An 18,643-nucleotide genomic window follows, 5' to 3' on the forward strand; every position below is an offset into this window, starting at 1 on the left:
TTTTACATTGATATTAAACACGTTCAGTTTCAGATTGATCAGTTCCAAATAAAGCGCGTCTTTTTTCCTTAGGAATACTTGGGCATTGGTTGGATATTTGATATAGCACTTTTGCTAAAGCGGCTAAATGTGTGCCTAATACAGATTTCCCTGTATTTAAGAACGATACACTGATATCCCGTTGAGGGTCTGCCCAACATAAAATATTCGAGAAACCTAGATGACCAAAAGCTTGTCCAGTATTTGGGCCAAATACACCGATTGGATTACTGCCTAACATCGGACCAAGTGCATAACGCATAGGTGCTAAAAGGTTACGGTCTATTGTTGTATTGGATGTAGGGAGTGTTGCTCTGAAGACCGTTTCTGAATTGATAATTTGCTGATCTTGATAACGACCACCATTAAGTAACATTTCAAAAAAACGATTGGCTTGTTCAGCACTGGTATAAATATTTCCTGCAGGACAGACGGTATCCATAAAACGGGGATCATTGGTGACATCCACTGCCAGTTGCAGTCCTCCGCCTAATACACGATTGAGATATAGGTCAGTCCCCAAAACAGGGTGAATCCCAGTTGGATAATTTTTTGCAACTAAATGACGTAGTTCTGGTTTTAAACCATAGTTGAAGAAAGGTAAATTCATTGGTTTTTCAATATGTTCGTGCAAGTAATCACGAATATCTTGTCCTGTTACACGTTCAACCAATTCTCCTAAAATATATCCAGCAGTTACAGCATGATAAGAGAGTTGCGAGCCTACGGGTGCAATCGGTTTTGCTGCATAAAGATGCTCTAGGATCCCTTGACGATCAAATAAAAGCTCTGGAGTGACCTCAGTTTCAATTTTAGGAATACCGCCACGGTGTGATAACAAATGAAATATGGTGGCGCGTCGTTTACCGTTAACGCCAAACTCTGGAATATAGCGACTCACTGGATCAAGTAAGTTAATTTTCCCTTGTTGATCTAACAAATGCACTAACATTGCATTAACGATTTTAGAGGCAGAAAACATACAGACCGGTGTTTCTGGTGTCGCAACTTTAGAAGGGTCTGTTTGATAGTTTGGACCAAGTTCTGTGTAACCAATACTGCGATTAATTAATATCTGACCCTTGCGACGTAAACACATACTGATCATTGGATGATTGCCAGTACGATAAAGTGCTTCAACACTGTGCCAAATTTTATCAATTTGCTGTTGCGTCATTCCCCCAAGTTCTGGCGCAACTTCGTCTTTATGACGAGTGATCGTAGTTAAGTCTTTTGGTGCTATGCACGTATTTGTAGAGAGTAATTTCACGTTCATTCCATGTTTCATTGTTTTTATAACAGGCAAGTTTGCCCTGCCCAAAAACAAAAGTCAGTATCTTTAACGACATGAATTGATGATTGTTTCTGCCAGAAGTTATTGAGCGGATAATTTTGCTTTTTGAGGGGGGTTCCTTTAAAATAGCACGCTGCTGTAGTGATGCACGGCAGTCAATTCCGCTTTGAAGAGCGTCGTTGATTTGTATCAAATACTTTTAAATAAGCATCTCGGAGAAATCGAATGGCTTTAACAAACGCAGATCGCGCAGAGATCATTGCTAAATTTGCTCGCGCTGAAAACGACACTGGTTCACCAGAAGTTCAAGTAGCTCTTTTATCTGCTCAAATCAATGACTTACAAGGTCACTTCAAAGAGCACAAACACGACCACCATAGCCGTCGCGGTCTTATCCGTATGGTTAACCAACGTCGTAAGCTTCTTGACTACCTTAAAGGTAAAGATGCTACTCGTTACAGCGATTTGATTGCTGCTTTAGGTTTACGTCGTTAATTCGATTTAAACTTTATTTTCGGATTATTGCATGTTGAATGCTGTATTGCTGAAAACTAAAGGCGATCTAGTTTCGACTAGATCATGGGGAAGGGGCGAATAGTTTCGCTCCTTCTTTGTGTTTAAAAATAGTGTTTCTAGTGAGGTCGGCTTCTAAGCTTTGTCATTTAAAACCTGTGTTGTGAATGCCAAACCTTAGGGGTCTCCACTAGAATAAAATCAGGAAAAAATAGAACATGTCGATGTTTAATATTATTCGTAAAGAATTCCAATTCGGTCAGCACCAAGTTGTGCTTGAAACAGGCCGTGTGGCGCGTCAAGCAAATACTGTTGTGATTACCATGGGTGGTGTGACTGTATTGGTTGCTGTTGTTGCTCAACCAACTGCGAAAGCAGGTCAAGACTTTTTCCCACTGACTGTTAACTACCAAGAAAAACAATATGCTGCAGGTCGTATCCCAGGTGGTTATGGTAAGCGTGAAGGCCGTGCATCTGAAGCTGAAACTTTAATTTCACGTTTGATCGACCGCCCAATTCGTCCGTTGTTCCCAGAAGGTTATTACAACGAAATCCAAGTGACTGCAACAGTTGTATCATCTGACAAAACTATGGAAGCTGATATTGCTGCAATGTTAGGTACCTCTGCTGCACTCGCAATTGCAGGTACACCATTCCGTGGTCCAATTGGTGCTGCACGCGTTGGTTTAATTAACGGTGAATACGTTCTTAACCCAAGTCATGAACAACTTGCTCAATCTGATCTTGATCTTGTTGTTGCAGGTACTGAAGCTGCTGTACTTATGGTTGAATCAGAAGCTAAAGAACTCTCTGAAGACCAAATGTTGGGTGCAGTTCTTTTTGGTCACGATGAAATGCAAATTGCAATTCAAGCAATCAAAGAATTCGCAGCAGCAGCGGGTGCAACAGAGTCTACTTGGACTGCACCAACTAAAAATGAAGAACTTCAAGCAAAATTAAAAGAAGCATTTGAAGCGAAAATCTCTGAAGCATACACGATTGCGGTTAAGCAAGACCGTTATGCAGCACTTGATGCACTTCATGCTGAAGCAATTGCGCAATTCGTTCCTGAAAATGATGAAACAGGTATTGCTGACGAAGTTAACGAATTATTTGAAGACCTTAAATATCGTACAGTTCGTGACAATATCTTGTCTGGTAAACCACGTATTGATGGTCGTGATACTAAAACTGTTCGTGCAATCGACGTACAAGTTGGTGTGTTAGATCGTGCGCACGGTTCTGCATTGTTCACACGTGGTGAAACTCAAGCGTTAGTAACGACGACTTTAGGTAATACACGTGATGCGTTGATGGTAGATACCTTAGCGGGTACAAAAACTGATAACTTCATGCTTCACTACAACTTCCCTGCATACTCTGTAGGTGAAACTGGTCGTGAATCTGGTCCTAAACGTCGTGAAATTGGTCATGGTCGTTTGGCACGCCGTGGTGTTCAAGCAGTTCTTCCACCAGCTGATCGCTTCCCGTACGTGATTCGTATCGTATCTGACATCACTGAATCGAATGGTTCGTCTTCAATGGCGTCTGTGTGTGGTGCTTCTTTATCACTTATGGATGCAGGTGTTCCACTTAAAGCGCCAGTTGCAGGTATTGCAATGGGTCTAGTGAAAGAAGGTGAACGTTTCGCAGTTCTTTCAGACATTCTAGGCGACGAAGATCACCTTGGCGACATGGACTTTAAAGTAGCAGGTTCTGCAAACGGTATTACTGCACTTCAAATGGACATCAAGATCGAAGGTATTACTGAAGAGATCATGGAAGTTGCATTGAATCAAGCGTATGCAGGTCGTATGCATATCTTGAATGAGATGAATCAAGTGATTTCACGTGCTCGTCCTGAAATCTCAATGCACGCACCAACATTCCAAGTGATCAGCATCAATCCTGATAAGATCCGTGACGTGATTGGTAAAGGCGGCGCAACTATTCGTCAAATCACTGAAGAAACCAAAGCAGCGATCGATATCGAAGATAACGGTACAGTACGTGTATTTGGTGAAACTAAAGCAGCGGCAATGGCTGCAGTAGCGAAAATCCAAGCGCTTACAGCAGAAATTGAACCAGGTACAATTTACACAGGTAAAGTCATTCGTATCGTTGAATTCGGTGCGTTCGTCAATATCCTTCCTGGTACTGATGGCTTGCTTCACATTTCACAAATCTCGAACGAGCGTATTGCGAATGTGACAGACGTTCTTACTGAAGGTCAAGAAGTTAAGGTACAAGTTGCGGATGTTGATAACCGTGGTCGTATCAAACTTACAATGAAAGACATTGAACAAGCTTAATCATTTAAGCTAATTCTAAGCCTTGTGTGGTGCTTCGTTTAAACGAGTGCTACACAAGGCTTTTTTTATGGCATGATCAAAATGTTCTCATTTAAAAAAAACTAAAATGCAAAAGTTTAATTATTATTATCATCAAGATGACGGGTATATTTATCTGAGTGAAGCATTATCGACTGATGTTGATGCAGAATTTATATGGTTGAGTTTTGAACGCCACGAATTGATTCAAAATACAGAGACGTGGCAACGATATATTTTTGAGAACACTGGAATTCTGTTGAACGAATTTCATCTTAAAGATATTCAAAACCTTGAGCATCCTTGCGTATTTGATGCATTAGATGATTATGATTTGTTGATCTTTAAAAAATTAATCACCCCAGATGACCACATACAAATTCAGAATGGTCATTCAGCTGAGCAACAAACTGCGGACATTGTTACAACGCCGGTAAGTTTTGTCATGACATCAAATGTTTTAATCACAGTGCATGAACGAGGTAATCGTGTATTTGAAACATATCTTGAAAGAGTACAGGCGATTCAAACACGACCTATAGAGCAACAGAATATTCCACGAAAATTAGCACAGAGCCCTGTAGATATTGCGCTTAGATTACTGAATATGATGGTGGATGGCTATTTAGGTTTACGTGTACCACTAACCAAACGTGTGGAATTTTGGCAAAAAGAACTATTACAAGGAAATCAAAAATTTAATCGATGGAATCAACTGCTGCAAGAGATCACCGCTTTTCAACAAGTTGAAAATTTGTGTGAAGAACAGGTTGAATGCCTACAAGAATTAAGAGATGAAATTGTCGAAAATTATCATCATATTAAAGCTAAACGTAAGGCAGAGAAGCAAAATTTAATGCTCGTCCGAATGGATGATTTAATTAGCCATATTGAAAGAATACAAAAGCACAGTGTTCGGTTAAACCATGCAGTACAAGCCGCCATCGATTTGCACTTTTCAGCAGTGGCCAATCAAACTAATGAAAATATGAGAATTTTAGCAATTATCACCGCTGTATTTGCACCACTGACTCTTCTTACAGGTATTTACGGAATGAATTTTGAATTTATTCCAGGATTAAACTCACCGCATGGCTTTTGGTATATGCTCACAGCCATGTGTGTGACAACACTTTTGTTAATTTGGTATTTTTATCGTAGACAAATGGTCGGGCGCGGTGAAAAAAGTGTGATGGAATTGTTGGCTCAACAAAACCAGCAGCAACAACTCGGTTTGTTTGCATTTTTGGAGTATGAACCGATTCAAAAAACATTGAAAGGTACGCTCCGAGAAATGGGACGTTGGACTCGATTAAAATAGTCAACGTCATATAAGGCACTTATGCTTTAAGTCAGAATGATAAGTGCCAGATTCACCGTTATTTTATAATATTAAATTGAAATTACTGGGTAAGGTTCGTCTGCGCTTGTTTGAGCAAACGATACATTTCATCTTTTAATTTAAGTTTTTTTCGCTTTAGAAACTCAATATCATCATTAATTACATTAACTGGATTTAGTTCCAAATGCGTAATTTCATGATCTAACGTTTCATGTTCCTCGAAAATTTTAGCGAAGTGAGGGTTTTCTTCTCTTAAAGGCTGAATAAGTTCACGGAACTCAGGGAAAAGGTTTTTCAGCTTTTTATTGCATTCTTTAACTTTCATTGATGGTTTAATCCTTTCATTCTAATCAATAAAAAATAAATGCATGTAACAGTACATGCATTTATGTGGGCTTGCTTTATTTGAAGTATTTCACTTGCTTGCGCAATTGTTGTACTTCATCTATCAGATCCATCATCATGGCGACGGCAGGGAGACTTGCTTCAAAATCCCGTTGCAAGCGATAAGCTCTCCGTGCTCGAGTAAGTTCTTCACCAAAAAATTGATGGATTTTTTGCTCAGAACGAGCAGGTAGAATCTCATATTCAAGTAATTGCAAAACCCATTCAGGACTTTGTCCGCATGCTTGGGCAAAATGCTTTAAATCAAAAATACATTGGTCATCAATGATTTCAGCCTCTAAATATCCATTTTTGTACACTTCTCGGTACTGAATCGTTGTCATGATTCACCTCCTTCATCACGAGGGTTGAAATGTGTAAATGCTTGAGCAAATTGCTCATATGCCTGTTTTTGCTGCGGGGATTCTGCTCTTGGATAAACAATATTCAGGATTAGATAAAGGTGTCCCGGGGGGGAAGAGGGAATCCCTTTTTCTTTAATACGGAGTTGTTTGCCATAAATTGTATGTTGAGGAATGCTGACTTTAATCTTTCCAGAGGGGGTTTTTAGCTCGATGTCTTGGCCTAAAGCAGCTTCCCAAGGACTAATGTTAATGTGATAGTAAATGTCTGCCTGATCGACATATATGCTGTCAGTGGTTTGATAATGGATCTGTATATAAAGATCTCCATTTTCACCCCCCGATAAACCAGCTTGTCCTTGACCTTTGAGTCGAATTTGTTGACCGTTTTTCATCCCTTTCGGGATTCTAATTTCAAGGGTTTTTCGCTGAACTTCAGGTTGTCCATATGCATTAAAAGTGGGTATACGCAATTGGATGGATTGAGTGACACCTTCAAAAGCGACTTGTAAGGGCACTTCTATACTGGCATGTTGATCTTCACCACGAATTGGCTGGGATTTATATTGGTGTGAGCGCTGTGCATAACCTCCACCAAAACCTGTTCCAAAACGCCCAAACAAATCTTCAAAGCCAGAAAATTCATGATTTGTATGGTTTTCACTATCCGAGAAAGGAGACTGACTATTCAACTGATCGAGTTGTTGATCGTACTCTTGTTTTTTTAAAGGATCACTTAATGTGTCATACGCAGTATTAATCGCCTGCATTTTTTTTTCGGCATCAGGTGCTTGACTGATATCGGGATGGTATTTCCGAGCCAGTTTTCGATATGATTTTTTTATTTCCTCAGGACTCGCATCGCGATCTAGTCCGAGTTCCTCATAATAATTATTTGCCATTAAGCAAAAATAACCGTTGATTAACTTTTAATCATTATGAGCAGACTTTCGAAGACTACAATATGTTCAGATGGTGAATAATTGTTTCAATTTCTTACAACCAAAAAAAATCAGCAAGTAAAACTTGCTGATTTTCGAAGAGAACTGTTTAGGATTAACTGAGGTGCTCGCCGAATAGACCGAGTGCTTCTTCAGCAGTAAATCTGTATTGAGTGTTACAGAATTGACAGTCCATGGTAATAGGGTTCTGTTGTTCTAAAATTTCACGCACAGATTCTGCACCCACCTGAATTAATGCTGTAGAGCAACGCTCTTTAGAACATGTACAGCCAAATTGAAGTTGTTCAGCTTCAGGTAGTCTGACTTCTTCTTCATTATATAAGCGATACAAAATTTCTTGCGCATCCAGCTCAGTAAGTTCATCTGTTTTTAAAGTTTCAGTGAGCATGGTTAGACGAGGCCAGATATCTTCATCAACCTTTTGCTGCTCTTCATCATTGTTACGCGGTAACAATTGAATTAAAAGACCACCAGCGCGTTGAGCAGTACTAGCTAAAACGATCTTGGTTGGGATTTGGGCAGATAAATCATAATACTGCATGAGGCATTTAGCTAAATTCGGCTGATCTAAAGGCACGATACCCTGATAGCGTTCGCCAAATTCAGGTTCAATATTAATAAATAAAACTGGACTGACCAAAGTTTTCAGAACGATGCTGCTGTCTGATGCTTCTTCAAAACGTGGATCTGCTTCATATTCAGCTAATCCGCGTACTTCACCGAGGTGATTACATTCAGCCATAGCCCATTTTAAGGTGCCAGAAGCTTGAATTTGGAGGCTAATACGTCCCTTAATTTTAAGTGTGCTGGCCAACAATGCAGTCGCACTGAGCATTTCGCCCAATAAAATTTGAATCGCAGGTGCATAGGCGCGTTGCGCTAAAATTGTTTTAAGCGCATCTTCAAGATGTACGACTTCACCACGAACAGGGCTGTTATCAATAAAAAAACGTTGACGTAAATCAGACATAAAATTCTCCAAATCCCTGTCTAGATGGTGACGATATTGTAAATCACAAGTTAAAATTCTTCATCTCGACAAACATTAATTTGGTTTTGCGAGTGCTTAGCGCGTCGTTCTATAGAACTTACTTCAGAATCAATGGTTTCATCTAAACTTTCTGAAAGTGGTTGATGTTGTTGCGCATCATTTTCAAAAATTTGTTCGAGTTCCGCTAAGAAATTTCGATAGCTTTCAAAGACTTTTTGATCATCCGTATAGATGCGTTGTTGCTCAGCTAATAGACGCTCATCATAGTCTCTAAATATTTCAATACTATGTTGAGCATGTTCTTGACTTAAACCTAACGCGGTTAAGGTGCGAAATGCCATACCGAGTGAAGATAGAAAAGTTTCACGCCAAATATGCTCAATGCCTAAGTCTTTAAGTAAATGCATATGATGTCGATCACGGGCACGGACGATGAGTTTGAGCGTTGGATAATTCAAACGTAAATGGCGAGCAATATTCATCGACATTTCCACATCGTCTACAGCAAGTACAAATGCCTTAGCATGCTCGATGCCTGCAGATCTCAATAAATCAGGGGAGGAGGCGTCTCCATAATAAATTTTACCACCGTACTTTCTCACAAAATCAATTTTTTCTAAATTATTATCAATGGCTGTAAAGCTGACATGATTGAGATAAGCAACGCGCGCCACTATTTGTCCGACGCGTCCAAAACCTGCAATGATTAATGTTGAATGAGTGTCTGGTAATGGGACATCTTCAGCGCTATCAGTCTTTCGATCAAGATATGGAATGAGCCATCGTTGTGCAAGCCAGAAAATGACAGGGGTGAGTGCCATCGAAATTGCAATGATCAGAATCGTAGGGGATAACACTGCTTGAGTAATTAAACCTTCGGTATTCGCAACAGCTAAGATCACATAAGCAAATTCTCCTCCTTGAGCAAGACAAATGGCAATCAATACACTGGTTTTGCATTGAAATTTAAAATATCGCGCGATTGCAACCATGCTTAATATTTTTATGATGATCAGCACGAATGCCCCACCAAAAATGAATAGCGGCTGATCTACGAGGAGATCAATCGGTGTCATCATGCCTACGCTCATAAAGAATAAACCGAGTAATAACCCTTTGAAGGGTTGAATGCTCGATTCCAGTTCATGGCGAAACTCAGAATCCGCGAGTAATACACCTGTCAGAAAAGCACCGAGCGTGGTGCTTAATCCGAGCATATCCATAAACAGAACGACAGCCAAAACAATGAAGAGTCCAGCAGCCGTAATGAGTTCAGTGGCACCACTCTGTACAATGAATCTAAAAAATGGTCGCATCACATAGCGACTAAATAAAAATAAGCCAGTAAACGTTGCAACAACAGCGGCAAAATAAGCAATACCATGATGTGTAGACTGATTTCCCGCGAGTAGGGGAATCAGGGCGAGTAAAGGAATAGCGGCAATATCTTGAAACAGTAAAATAGAGAAAGATTGCTGACCATGCGCGGTATTCAGCTGCTGCTTTTCTGCAAGTAATTGCATGACAAATGCTGTAGATGATAAAGCAAGGGCAAGACCAATTACGACACTAGCGGCAAGATGCTGTTGGAAGAACAGCCAAATGGTTGCGACAAGAATTATACCTGTGATCAAGACTTGAGCACTTCCAATCACAAATATAGAGTGACGCATATTCCACAAGCGCTGAGGGCGTAATTCTAGGCCGATTAAGAACATCAAAAAAATCACGCCGTACTCAGCTAATTTCATTAATGTTTCGGCATCATTGGTCACATTCAATGCACTTGGACCAAGTAATATTCCTGTAAACAAATAACCTAAGACTGTCGTAATACCAATTTTTTTTCCGAGCGGAACAAAAATTAATGCGGCAGCTAGAAAAATTGTGATTTGTAACAACAATGGCATTGGCCTTCCCTAAAGTGGAATGTTGGACTGATGAAATTGTAATCGTGTCTGCTTTAGCTGTGTAAATTTAATTCAGGTCTTCGACTTTGATAATTTAACTCTCATGATTAGCTTAGCTCTTGAGGATCTATATCAATACTGAGCTTCATCGTTGAAGGTTTTTGTTGAAGCACGAATGGCCACCATTCTCGTATATAGAAATGCATTTTTGCACGATCTGATGACAATAAAACCACATGTGCCTGATAACGCCCAGCCTTTCGCTCCATTGGCGCAGGAATTGGACCCCAAATCTCAATCAGCTCACCAGTATGTTGTTGGAGCGATTGTGTCATATTGGTTAAAAAATTGAGATTTTCTTCCTGACTACGCGATTCACAACGTATTAATGCTGCATAGCGCATTGGAGGGAGTAAAGCAGCTTGACGATCATGAAGTGTTTCACGAGCAAAAGCACGATAGTCTTTATTAATGAGCGTGTTGAGTAGAGGGTGATCAGGTCGTAAAGTTTGTAGATAAACCTCACCTTTTTTTTCACCTCGTCCTGCACGACCTGCAACTTGAACAATCAATTGGGCTGTTCGTTCCGTTGCTCTGAAATCAACACTGAGTAAACCACTATCAATATCTAAGATTGCAACTAAGGTTACATACGGAAAGTGATGACCTTTGGCTAACATTTGCGTACCAAGTAAAATCATCGGTTTACTTTGATGAATTTGCTCGTAAATTTTTTGCCAACTCCCGACACGGCTCGTGGAATCACGATCTACTCTGACCACAGGAAAGTCTGGAAATAAAAGTTGTAAATTCTCTTCAACTTTTGCCGTGCCCATTCCAATAGGCTTCAAGGTGTGTTGCTGACAAGAGGGACATTGATCAGGCAGTCGATTAATTGTCCCACAGTGATGGCAATGCAGGTGCTCATATGGTTTTTTATGAAGCGTAAAATGTGCATCACAATGGGGACAATTGGCTTGCCATCCACAGCTTTCGCAGATCAGGACAGGTGCATAACCACGTCTGTTTAAAAAGATCAGTACCTGTTCTTCTTGATTGAGTCTTTTTTGAATTTCTTTAATGAGTTGTTCGCTTATACCATGCTGTTTTTGAGCAATCTTTAGATCAATTAAATGAATTTTAGGTAAGCTTGCACCTGCGGCACGTTCATCGAGTTTCAGAATCGTTAATTTTTTTTGCTCCACCAAATGATATGAGTCAATACTTGGTGTTGCTGAGCCAAGGACAATGGGGCATTGCTCTAAATAAGCGCGATAGAGAGCAACATCACGTGCATGGTAGCGAAAACCTTCTTGTTGTTTGAATGACAGGTCATGCTCCTCATCTAAGATAATGAGCCCTAAATTTGGCATGGGGGTGTAAATCGCAGAGCGTGTACCAAGAATAATGGAGGCCTTCCCTGTTTGAGCATATTGCCAAGCTTGGAGGCGCTTTGTGTCATTCAGTCCGGAATGCAACAAGACAATATTGCAGTGAAAGCGAGATTGAAACCGACTGATAGTTTGAGGGGTTAAGCCAATTTCTGGTACCAGTACCAATACTTGCTGACCTTTTTGTAAAACCTCTTGCATAACTTGCAAATAAACTTCAGTTTTTCCGCTTCCAGTTAAACCATCGAGTAAAAATGCTTGATAGCGATTTTGTGCTTTTAAAATGGATTGAATTGCTTTTTTTTGATCATCATTTGCAGTCAATGGCATTTGAGCCAGCTGTACAGGTTCAGGACTAAAGTCCTGTTGAATCAATTCACACTCGACGATTTCTTTCTTTTCAAGCGCTTTTAATGTTGCTGTTTCCACACCACTCAAATTCAGTATCGTCTCGGCAGTCCCTTGAGGGTGTAGCTTTAATATTTTATAAGCCTCTTGTTGTTTTAAAGATCGAGCCACTTTCTTTTCAGCGTCTAAATTTAAAACTTTCCAAGAGTGAGCTAATAAATTATAGGGTTTACCTTGCCTTAAAAATGTAGGCAAAGTGGTATGCATGACTTCTCCGATGGGGAATTGATAATATTGGGCAGACCACTGCGCGAGCTGAATGATCGTAGGATTGAGTATGGGTTGCAGATCCAAGATTTCAGTGATAGGTTTCAGTTTGATTTTCGGATCTAATGGCGTTTCCGGTGCGATCTTTTCAAGTACGATCCCGACTAAGTTTTGACGACCAAACGAAACAAGAACACGGCAACCTATGTGTATAGTTTGGTATTGTTCTGCAGAAACTTCATAATCAAAACAATCATATAGATAAACTGGCACCGCGATGCGCACTCGATAAACAATTTGGCTTAATTCTGAAATATTTGTCATATATAGTCGTCAATCAATATGGTGAAAACTTATCGTGGATAACCAATGCTTGTGATAGAGTGTTCAAGTTGTTGCAAGTGATCAATATGAATGAAGAGAACGGTCTAAGGCAACTCTTAAGACATCATAATTAGGAAAATTAGAGCATTATCATGCCCGCATATCAATATACTGCCATCGATGCTTCAGGAAAGCAGCAAAAGGGTGTGCTAGAAGGTGATTCAGCCCGACAGATTCGACAACAGCTTCGGGATAAACAATGGATTCCAGTACAAGTTGATGCTGTAGAACAAAAAGACAAGCATCGAACTGGTGGTTTTTTTCAAAAAAAATTTACAGCTTATGACTTAGCTTTGATGACTCGCCAATTATCCGTATTAGTTGCAGCGGGGATCCCACTTGAGGAAGCATTAAGAGCAGTTGCCAAACAAAGCGAAAAAGCTCACGTGCAAAATTTGATGTTATCTGTAAGATCAAAGGTTTTAGAAGGTCATTCCTTGGCTCAAGGGATGCAACAATCCGGCAGATTCCCTGAACTTTATATTGCAACGATTGCTGCTGGTGAACGATCAGGACACTTAGATCTTATTCTCGATCAATTGGCTGATTACACTGAAAATCGCTTTGCGATGCAAAAGAAGATTCAAGGTGCAATGATTTATCCTATTATTTTGATGTTGATGTCTTTCGGTATCGTGATGGGACTCATGACCTATGTAGTACCAGATATCGTTAAAACTTTTGACCAAAGTAAAGATGCGCTACCTTGGATTACGGTTGCTTTAATGAAAGCCAGTGATTTTATACGTCAAGCTTGGCCATTTGTATTGGTTGCATCGGCGTTGGGATTCTTTCTATTGGTGCGTTTTTTAAGGACTGCCGCAGGGCATTATGCTTTTGATCGTCTCACGTTGAAGTTGCCATTATTTGGAAAACTATCACGAGGTATTAATGCCGCCCGCTTTTCAAGTACCTTATCTATCTTAACGCAATCTGGTGTTCCTTTGGTCGACGCGTTAAAAATTGGTGCAGCAGTAAGTAGCAATTGGGTTATTCGAGATGCAGTCAATGTCGCGGCTGAAAAAGTCACAGAGGGTGGAAATCTGGCTACGCAACTTGAGCGCTGTGGTTATTTTCCACCGATGATGGTGCAAATGATCAAAAGTGGTGAAGCCTCGGGTGAGTTGGATCGAATGTTAGAAAGAGCTTCGACGATGCAAGATCGAGAGGTTACTACATTGATCTCAACATTATTGGCGTTGTTGGAACCACTAATGTTGGTGTTAATGGCTGCGATTGTATTGGTGATCGTGATTGCTGTCATGTTGCCAATCGTCAACATGAACAATATGATTTAAACAGATTCAATAAATTCTAATAATGAATGAAATAGCGAGTGAAAACATGCGAAACAAGATGAAAATGCGAAAACAATCTGGTTTTACCCTGATCGAAGTGATGGTAGTGATTGTGATTTTAGGTGTGCTTGCAGCACTGATTGTGCCTAATGTCATGGGTCGTGGTGAGAAAGCGAAGGTTGATACCACAATCATTACACTGAAAGGTGTTGCAGGTGCATTAGATCAATATAAATTAGACAATAACCAATATCCATCGATGCAAGATGGTGGCTTGGATGCTTTGGTCAATCAACCAGCTTCAGCAAAAAATTGGTTACCTGGTGGCTATGTGAAGGGTGGTTATCCCAAAGATAGTTGGGATAATGATTTACAATATGTGATTCCTGGTTCGGAAGGTCGTGCATATGATCTTTATTCATTCGGCGCAGATGGAAAGCAGGGTGGTGAAGGAAATGATGCTGATATCTTTTACACACCATAAATGAAAATCATTATTAAAAACCATTCATGGTATTAATCACTTCACTTAATCGAATTAATAAATATTGAGTGAAGTGATAATCTTTATTATTTAGAAATATTAACCCAAATAATTGATAATTATAATGTTTAAAAATAAAGGGTTTTTGAGATTTATAATAAGAATTATTCCCATATTTAATGGTTACAAGAAACAGAAAATATGAAGAAAATTAGGCTTTTTATTTTAATTATTCCCTGCATAATGGAGCTAACAGCTTAGCTTGATAATAAGGGGGAATGATGAAAGCATTAATATTGTCAGATGAAATCAATTTATTTCATTGGACTGTGCTCAAGTCTGCACTGCTTATTTTGACCTTATTGCCTATCAGTCATCTATTTATTAATCTTTGGTCAAATGCAGACGCAAGCAGTCAAATCATGATCGGATTTATGGCGATTAGTGTATTTAGTGCGATTACGATTTTAAGTTTTTATAGTGCACTTAAGGCATCTGTTTTGATGCTGTCTGATGTTTCTTCAACATTTGAAGCGCTGCTCATTAAAATTTATCGATCTATTCCCATGTTAAGTTTGATGGCAATGCTGTCTTACCTCACAACACAAATTTAAAAAAACCGAGCATATTTGCTCGGTTTTTTTGATATAGAACGTATATTTGATTTGAACCAAGTGTTATCGACGAGATTTAAAACGGACATCGACAACACGTGGTCTAAAGAACCAACCCATCACCAATAAAATCAATGACAATCCCAATATTGGCCAATCACTGAATCTCGTATACCAAGTTTGCCCTTCCATTGCAGGTAGATCACCACGAAGAACCGCTTTTTGATCAATTGGGGCTTGGCTGACGATTTCCCCTTTGTGGTTGATAAAAGCAGTCACACCTGTATTGGTTGCACGAATAAACCAGCGTCCATTTTCTTTTGCTCGCATTTGTACCATTTGTAAATGCTGCCAAGGACCAGCCGTACCCGTAAACCACGCATCATTTGAAACGGTGACGAGGAAATCACTATTTAGAGCATTGCGTCGGGTTAGGTTCGGATAGGCAACCTCATAACAAATCGCAGCAGCTAATTTGTGGTTGTGAATTGAAAATGGAGCTTGATCCTGCGGACCACGTGAAAAACCGCTCATTGAAGGATCATTTTGAAGCGCAGGTAACACCCAACTTAACAGGCCAGACAGCGGAATATATTCACCAAAAGGAACGAGACGCTGTTTTTTATATAAGCCTGTAGCTTCATCACCAGATGCCATCATGGAGTTGTAATAACGCGGATAACCCAATGTCTTAGATTCATTTAAATCCCAATAAGGAATGCCTGTTACCCAAGCTGTGTTGGTACTTTTGGCTTGCTGATCCATTGCATCTAAAAATGGTTCAATATCTGATTGAAACATTGGGATAGATGATTCAGGCCAAACCACCAAGTCACGTCCCCATTCTGATCGTGTTAATTGTGCATAGATTTCAAGTGTCTTTACTTGATACTCAGTTAACCACTTTAAATCTTGAGGAATATTACCTTGGATTAAAGAAACGCTCAGCGGTGCTGATTTTTTTTCTTCAACAAAAGTTAAATGGGATGCACCCCATGCACCTAGCAATACAATTGAAACTGGAATAGCCCAAAAGTAGCGTTTTCGTAGGATTTCAACAAGTGCAGATGCAATGAGAATGACCACGAAAGAAACGGCAAATACACCAAATAAAGGTGCATAGCTATCTAAGAAGCGCTCGGTAAAAGCATAACCTGCAAATAACCAAGGGAAACCAGTAAATACCCAAGTTTTTGCCCATTCAAAGAATACCCATAAAGGGGCAAAAGTAAGTGGTGTTTCTGGAAAGAATCGACGATATATCCAAGTTTGTATTGCAGTAAATAGCCCCATCACCAAGGCCATAATCGCAATCATGATGACACTTAAAAACGCAGATGTATCACCATACACATGGATAGAGGTGTATAACCAGAATGCACCAACAAACCATAAACCAAAACCGTAAGCCCAACCGATGAGGAATGCTTGTTTAGTATTTCGCTTACTGAGTGTGGCATATAGCAATGCTGGCGATAATATTGCCAGCCACCACCAATAAAAAGGTGCAAGTGCGAGACTAAAAGTCGCACCTGCTGTCAAAGCGATAAGGAGTGGGTAAATGAAAGGTAATGATTTTTGTTTTTCTGAAGGACTCAATAATTTTTGAAAATAGGCTCTCATTTACGCACAGCTCGAATCAGATGAATAGTACGGACATCTGCTTCCACAATGGTAAATTCCCAATCTCCCAATTCAATCACTTGGCCTTGAAGATCGCTTACTAAACCAATTTCTTGCAGTAATAGTCCACCCACAGTTTCCACTTCATCATCGGAAAATTCAGCATTTAAAACATTGTTAAAATGTTCAATTGGTGTAAGTGCTTGAACTAACCACGTGTTACTACTGTTGCTGGTTTGATCTGGAACAATGAAATTGGCTTCTTCATCGACATTGTCATGTTCATCTTCAATTTCACCCACAATTTCTTCAAGAATATCCTCAAGTGTCACTAAACCCGAAGTAGAACCGTACTCATCAATCACAATCGCAATATGTGTTTGAGTGTTTTTTAGCATTCGGAGCACTTGATCAGAACGCGCGCTTTCAGGCACAAAGATCGGTTGCCGCATCAGCGAATGTACATTTACTTTCGAATCACGATCTTTTAAGAAAGGTAAGAGGTCCTTTGCCAAAAGGATACCAATGACGTTATCAGGTTGATCTGTTGAAAATACAGGGAAACGTGAGTGTGCTGACTCGATGAGAACATCAAGAATATCCAATAACTCATCATCTTCTTGTAAGCTAACCATTGAAGTTCGTGGCGTCATGACTTCACGAATTTTAGTCGCTGGAAGGTCAAAGATTCCTTCGAGCATCGCTACTGTATCTGGTTCGAGTAGTCGACGTGAATCTTGTACAATTTTTAACAGTTCATCTCGGGTTTCTGGGGCTGTGCCTAACCATTTGCGTAAGCCACGCATACCCCACGATGTACCTGATTCCTCTTGCATGATCTTTCCTAAAGACTCTTCAATTGAAAAAATAAGTTTTAATCATACCGAAGAAAATACGCTTGTCTATTGGTAAAATTTTGATTCCTAATGATCTATTTGATCATAGACCACTGTATTTGGAGTCTTTTTCTGAATTTGGGAGTGAAAAGATTGAATTATGATAAAATAATCGCCCAATCTTTTTAGGGTGATATTGAATGTCTGATTCTCAAGTTCAACCTCAAATCCAGTTGAATACTCGTGGTTTACGTTGTCCAGAACCGGTGATGATGTTACATCAAGCCATTCGTAAATCTAAGTCTGGTGATGTGGTGGAAGTATTTGCAACAGATAATTCAACTTCTTGGGATATTCCTAAATTCTGTATGCATCTTGGTCATGAATTGCTGTTGCAAGAAGAACGTTTAGATGAAAATGGGAACAAAGAGTTTCATTATTTGGTGAAAAAAGGTTAGCCCGTCGTGAATTAACGATTGAAACAATTCATATCGTTTAAAATTGATTTTTTCGTGTACAATTTGGGTTAAGAATATCTAAATAATAATGATTAACTCATTTTGACATGAAGAATTTCATCAATAATATTCAGCGTGCGATTGAACAGCTCGGTCTAACCGCCCAAAACAGAGCCCTCCACATCCAATTCAGTCATTCACAACTGAATAGCCAAGTCTTCCTACAACGCATCGATGGCAGCCATGCCCTTAACGAAGGCGTGCAAGCAGAACTCATCTGTCTCTCGACCAATGCCTTAATTCCACTCAAACAATTCATCGGCACACAAGTCGCCGTCGATCAAGTCACTGATCAAGGCACCCTGTTTAGAACCACCGGCATCATCACCGAAGCCTCACAAGGACAAAGCGATGGAGCACTGACCCTCTACAAACTTACGCTTAACGATGCAACTTCACTTTGGCACAAACGCCGCAACAGCCGCGTATTTATGAACAAATCCGTGGTCGAAGTGGTCGAAATCCTCTTTGAAGAATGGCAAAACAAAAGCCCACTTTTTGCCTCTAGCCTCAGCCTAGACCACAGTGGATTGCAACAACAATACGACATCCGCCCCTTCATCATGCAAAGCAACGAAAGCGACTACGACTTTCTGACTCGCTTACTACGCAGTGAAGGCATTAACTGGCTCATTGATGAAGCCCAACCGATTGTACCGAGCAACAACAGCCCGATCGAAGCACAAAAGCTCCGCCTGATTGACGACAACAGCCAATACCAAGCCCTCAACCGACGCAACATCCGCTACCATC

At 40.0% G+C, this 18,643-nt stretch carries 17 protein-coding genes; 8 read left to right on the forward strand and 9 right to left on the reverse strand.

Annotated elements, in window-relative coordinates; translation table 11 throughout:
- Positions 1–13: 13 nt before the first annotated feature.
- Positions 14–1,309 carry a serine hydrolase domain-containing protein gene (locus AC1M87_RS06490; RefSeq protein ID WP_092767411.1) on the reverse strand — a complete coding sequence of 432 codons (1,296 nt, stop codon included), beginning with the start codon at positions 1,307–1,309 and terminating at the stop codon, positions 14–16.
- A 249-nt stretch (positions 1,310–1,558) separates the two neighbouring features.
- Between AC1M87_RS06490 and rpsO the strand changes: the two genes are divergently transcribed.
- From rpsO to AC1M87_RS06505, 3 genes are all read left to right on the forward strand, one after another.
- Positions 1,559–1,828 carry a 30S ribosomal protein S15 gene (gene rpsO / locus AC1M87_RS06495; RefSeq protein ID WP_035264047.1) on the forward strand — a complete coding sequence of 90 codons (270 nt, stop codon included), beginning with the start codon at positions 1,559–1,561 and terminating at the stop codon, positions 1,826–1,828.
- 242 nt (positions 1,829–2,070) lie between these two features.
- Positions 2,071–4,158, forward strand: coding sequence for a polyribonucleotide nucleotidyltransferase (gene pnp / locus AC1M87_RS06500; protein WP_180028184.1), 2,088 nt, complete (start codon positions 2,071–2,073; stop codon positions 4,156–4,158).
- Between the two features lie 106 nt (positions 4,159–4,264).
- Complete coding sequence (locus tag AC1M87_RS06505) at positions 4,265–5,497, forward strand: magnesium transporter CorA family protein (RefSeq protein WP_481593265.1); 1,233 nt, start codon at positions 4,265–4,267, stop codon at positions 5,495–5,497.
- An 82-nt stretch (positions 5,498–5,579) separates the two neighbouring features.
- Here AC1M87_RS06505 and AC1M87_RS06510 read toward each other — a convergent pair whose 3' ends face one another.
- The 6 genes from AC1M87_RS06510 to AC1M87_RS06535 all read right to left on the reverse strand — a co-directional run bounded on the left by AC1M87_RS06510 (position 5,580) and on the right by AC1M87_RS06535 (position 12,457).
- On the reverse strand, positions 5,580–5,843 hold the full coding sequence (locus tag AC1M87_RS06510; RefSeq protein WP_035264053.1) for an HP1242/YdcH family protein: 264 nt from the start codon (positions 5,841–5,843) through the stop codon (positions 5,580–5,582).
- Between the two features lie 76 nt (positions 5,844–5,919).
- A complete protein-coding gene (locus tag AC1M87_RS06515) occupies positions 5,920–6,246 on the reverse strand; it encodes a chaperone modulator CbpM (RefSeq protein WP_035264056.1) in 327 nt (108 codons plus the stop codon).
- Positions 6,243–7,166 carry a DnaJ C-terminal domain-containing protein gene (locus tag AC1M87_RS06520; RefSeq protein WP_481593266.1) on the reverse strand — a complete coding sequence of 308 codons (924 nt, stop codon included), beginning with the start codon at positions 7,164–7,166 and terminating at the stop codon, positions 6,243–6,245. Before AC1M87_RS06520 ends, AC1M87_RS06515 begins: the two co-directional genes overlap by 4 nt.
- 154 nt (positions 7,167–7,320) lie before the next feature.
- Positions 7,321–8,196, reverse strand: a complete 876-nt coding sequence (gene hslO, locus AC1M87_RS06525) for an Hsp33 family molecular chaperone HslO (RefSeq protein WP_092767221.1) — start codon at positions 8,194–8,196, stop codon at positions 7,321–7,323.
- Positions 8,197–8,246: 50 nt separating this feature from the next.
- Positions 8,247–10,127, reverse strand: a complete 1,881-nt coding sequence (locus AC1M87_RS06530) for a monovalent cation:proton antiporter-2 (CPA2) family protein (protein ID WP_481593267.1) — start codon at positions 10,125–10,127, stop codon at positions 8,247–8,249.
- Positions 10,128–10,234: 107 nt separating this feature from the next.
- Complete coding sequence (locus AC1M87_RS06535) at positions 10,235–12,457, reverse strand: primosomal protein N' (RefSeq protein WP_481593268.1); 2,223 nt, start codon at positions 12,455–12,457, stop codon at positions 10,235–10,237.
- 152 nt (positions 12,458–12,609) lie between these two features.
- On the opposite strand from AC1M87_RS06535, the gene gspF reads away from it, so the two are divergent.
- From gspF to AC1M87_RS06550, 3 genes are all read left to right on the forward strand, one after another.
- Positions 12,610–13,815, forward strand: a complete 1,206-nt coding sequence (gene gspF / locus AC1M87_RS06540; RefSeq protein WP_035264068.1) for a type II secretion system inner membrane protein GspF — start codon at positions 12,610–12,612, stop codon at positions 13,813–13,815.
- Between the two features lie 46 nt (positions 13,816–13,861).
- Positions 13,862–14,299: a type II secretion system major pseudopilin GspG gene (gene gspG, locus AC1M87_RS06545; RefSeq protein WP_092767409.1), complete on the forward strand. Its 438-nt coding sequence runs from the start codon at positions 13,862–13,864 to the stop codon at positions 14,297–14,299.
- 281 nt (positions 14,300–14,580) lie between these two features.
- A complete protein-coding gene (locus tag AC1M87_RS06550; RefSeq protein WP_481586758.1) occupies positions 14,581–14,913 on the forward strand; it encodes a hypothetical protein in 333 nt (110 codons plus the stop codon).
- A gap of 63 nt (positions 14,914–14,976) precedes the next feature.
- On the opposite strand, the gene lnt is transcribed toward AC1M87_RS06550, so the two are convergent.
- Positions 14,977–16,536 (reverse strand): apolipoprotein N-acyltransferase, encoded by a 1,560-nt coding sequence (gene lnt / locus AC1M87_RS06555; RefSeq protein ID WP_481593269.1) that lies wholly within the window; start codon positions 16,534–16,536, stop codon positions 14,977–14,979.
- On the reverse strand, positions 16,533–17,372 hold the full coding sequence (locus AC1M87_RS06560; RefSeq protein ID WP_092767211.1) for an HlyC/CorC family transporter: 840 nt from the start codon (positions 17,370–17,372) through the stop codon (positions 16,533–16,535). Before AC1M87_RS06560 ends, lnt begins: the two co-directional genes overlap by 4 nt.
- Positions 17,373–17,572: 200 nt before the next feature.
- Between AC1M87_RS06560 and tusA the strand changes: the two genes are divergently transcribed.
- Together tusA and AC1M87_RS06570 are read left to right on the forward strand one after the other, a co-directional pair.
- A complete protein-coding gene (gene tusA / locus AC1M87_RS06565; RefSeq protein ID WP_179998829.1) occupies positions 17,573–17,830 on the forward strand; it encodes a sulfurtransferase TusA in 258 nt (85 codons plus the stop codon).
- A 107-nt stretch (positions 17,831–17,937) separates the two neighbouring features.
- Positions 17,938–18,643: phage late control D family protein (locus tag AC1M87_RS06570; protein WP_481593270.1), on the forward strand; the 706-nt coding region annotated here is incomplete at its 3' end.

Source organism: Acinetobacter sp. 24-47-62 (genome assembly GCF_056779765.1).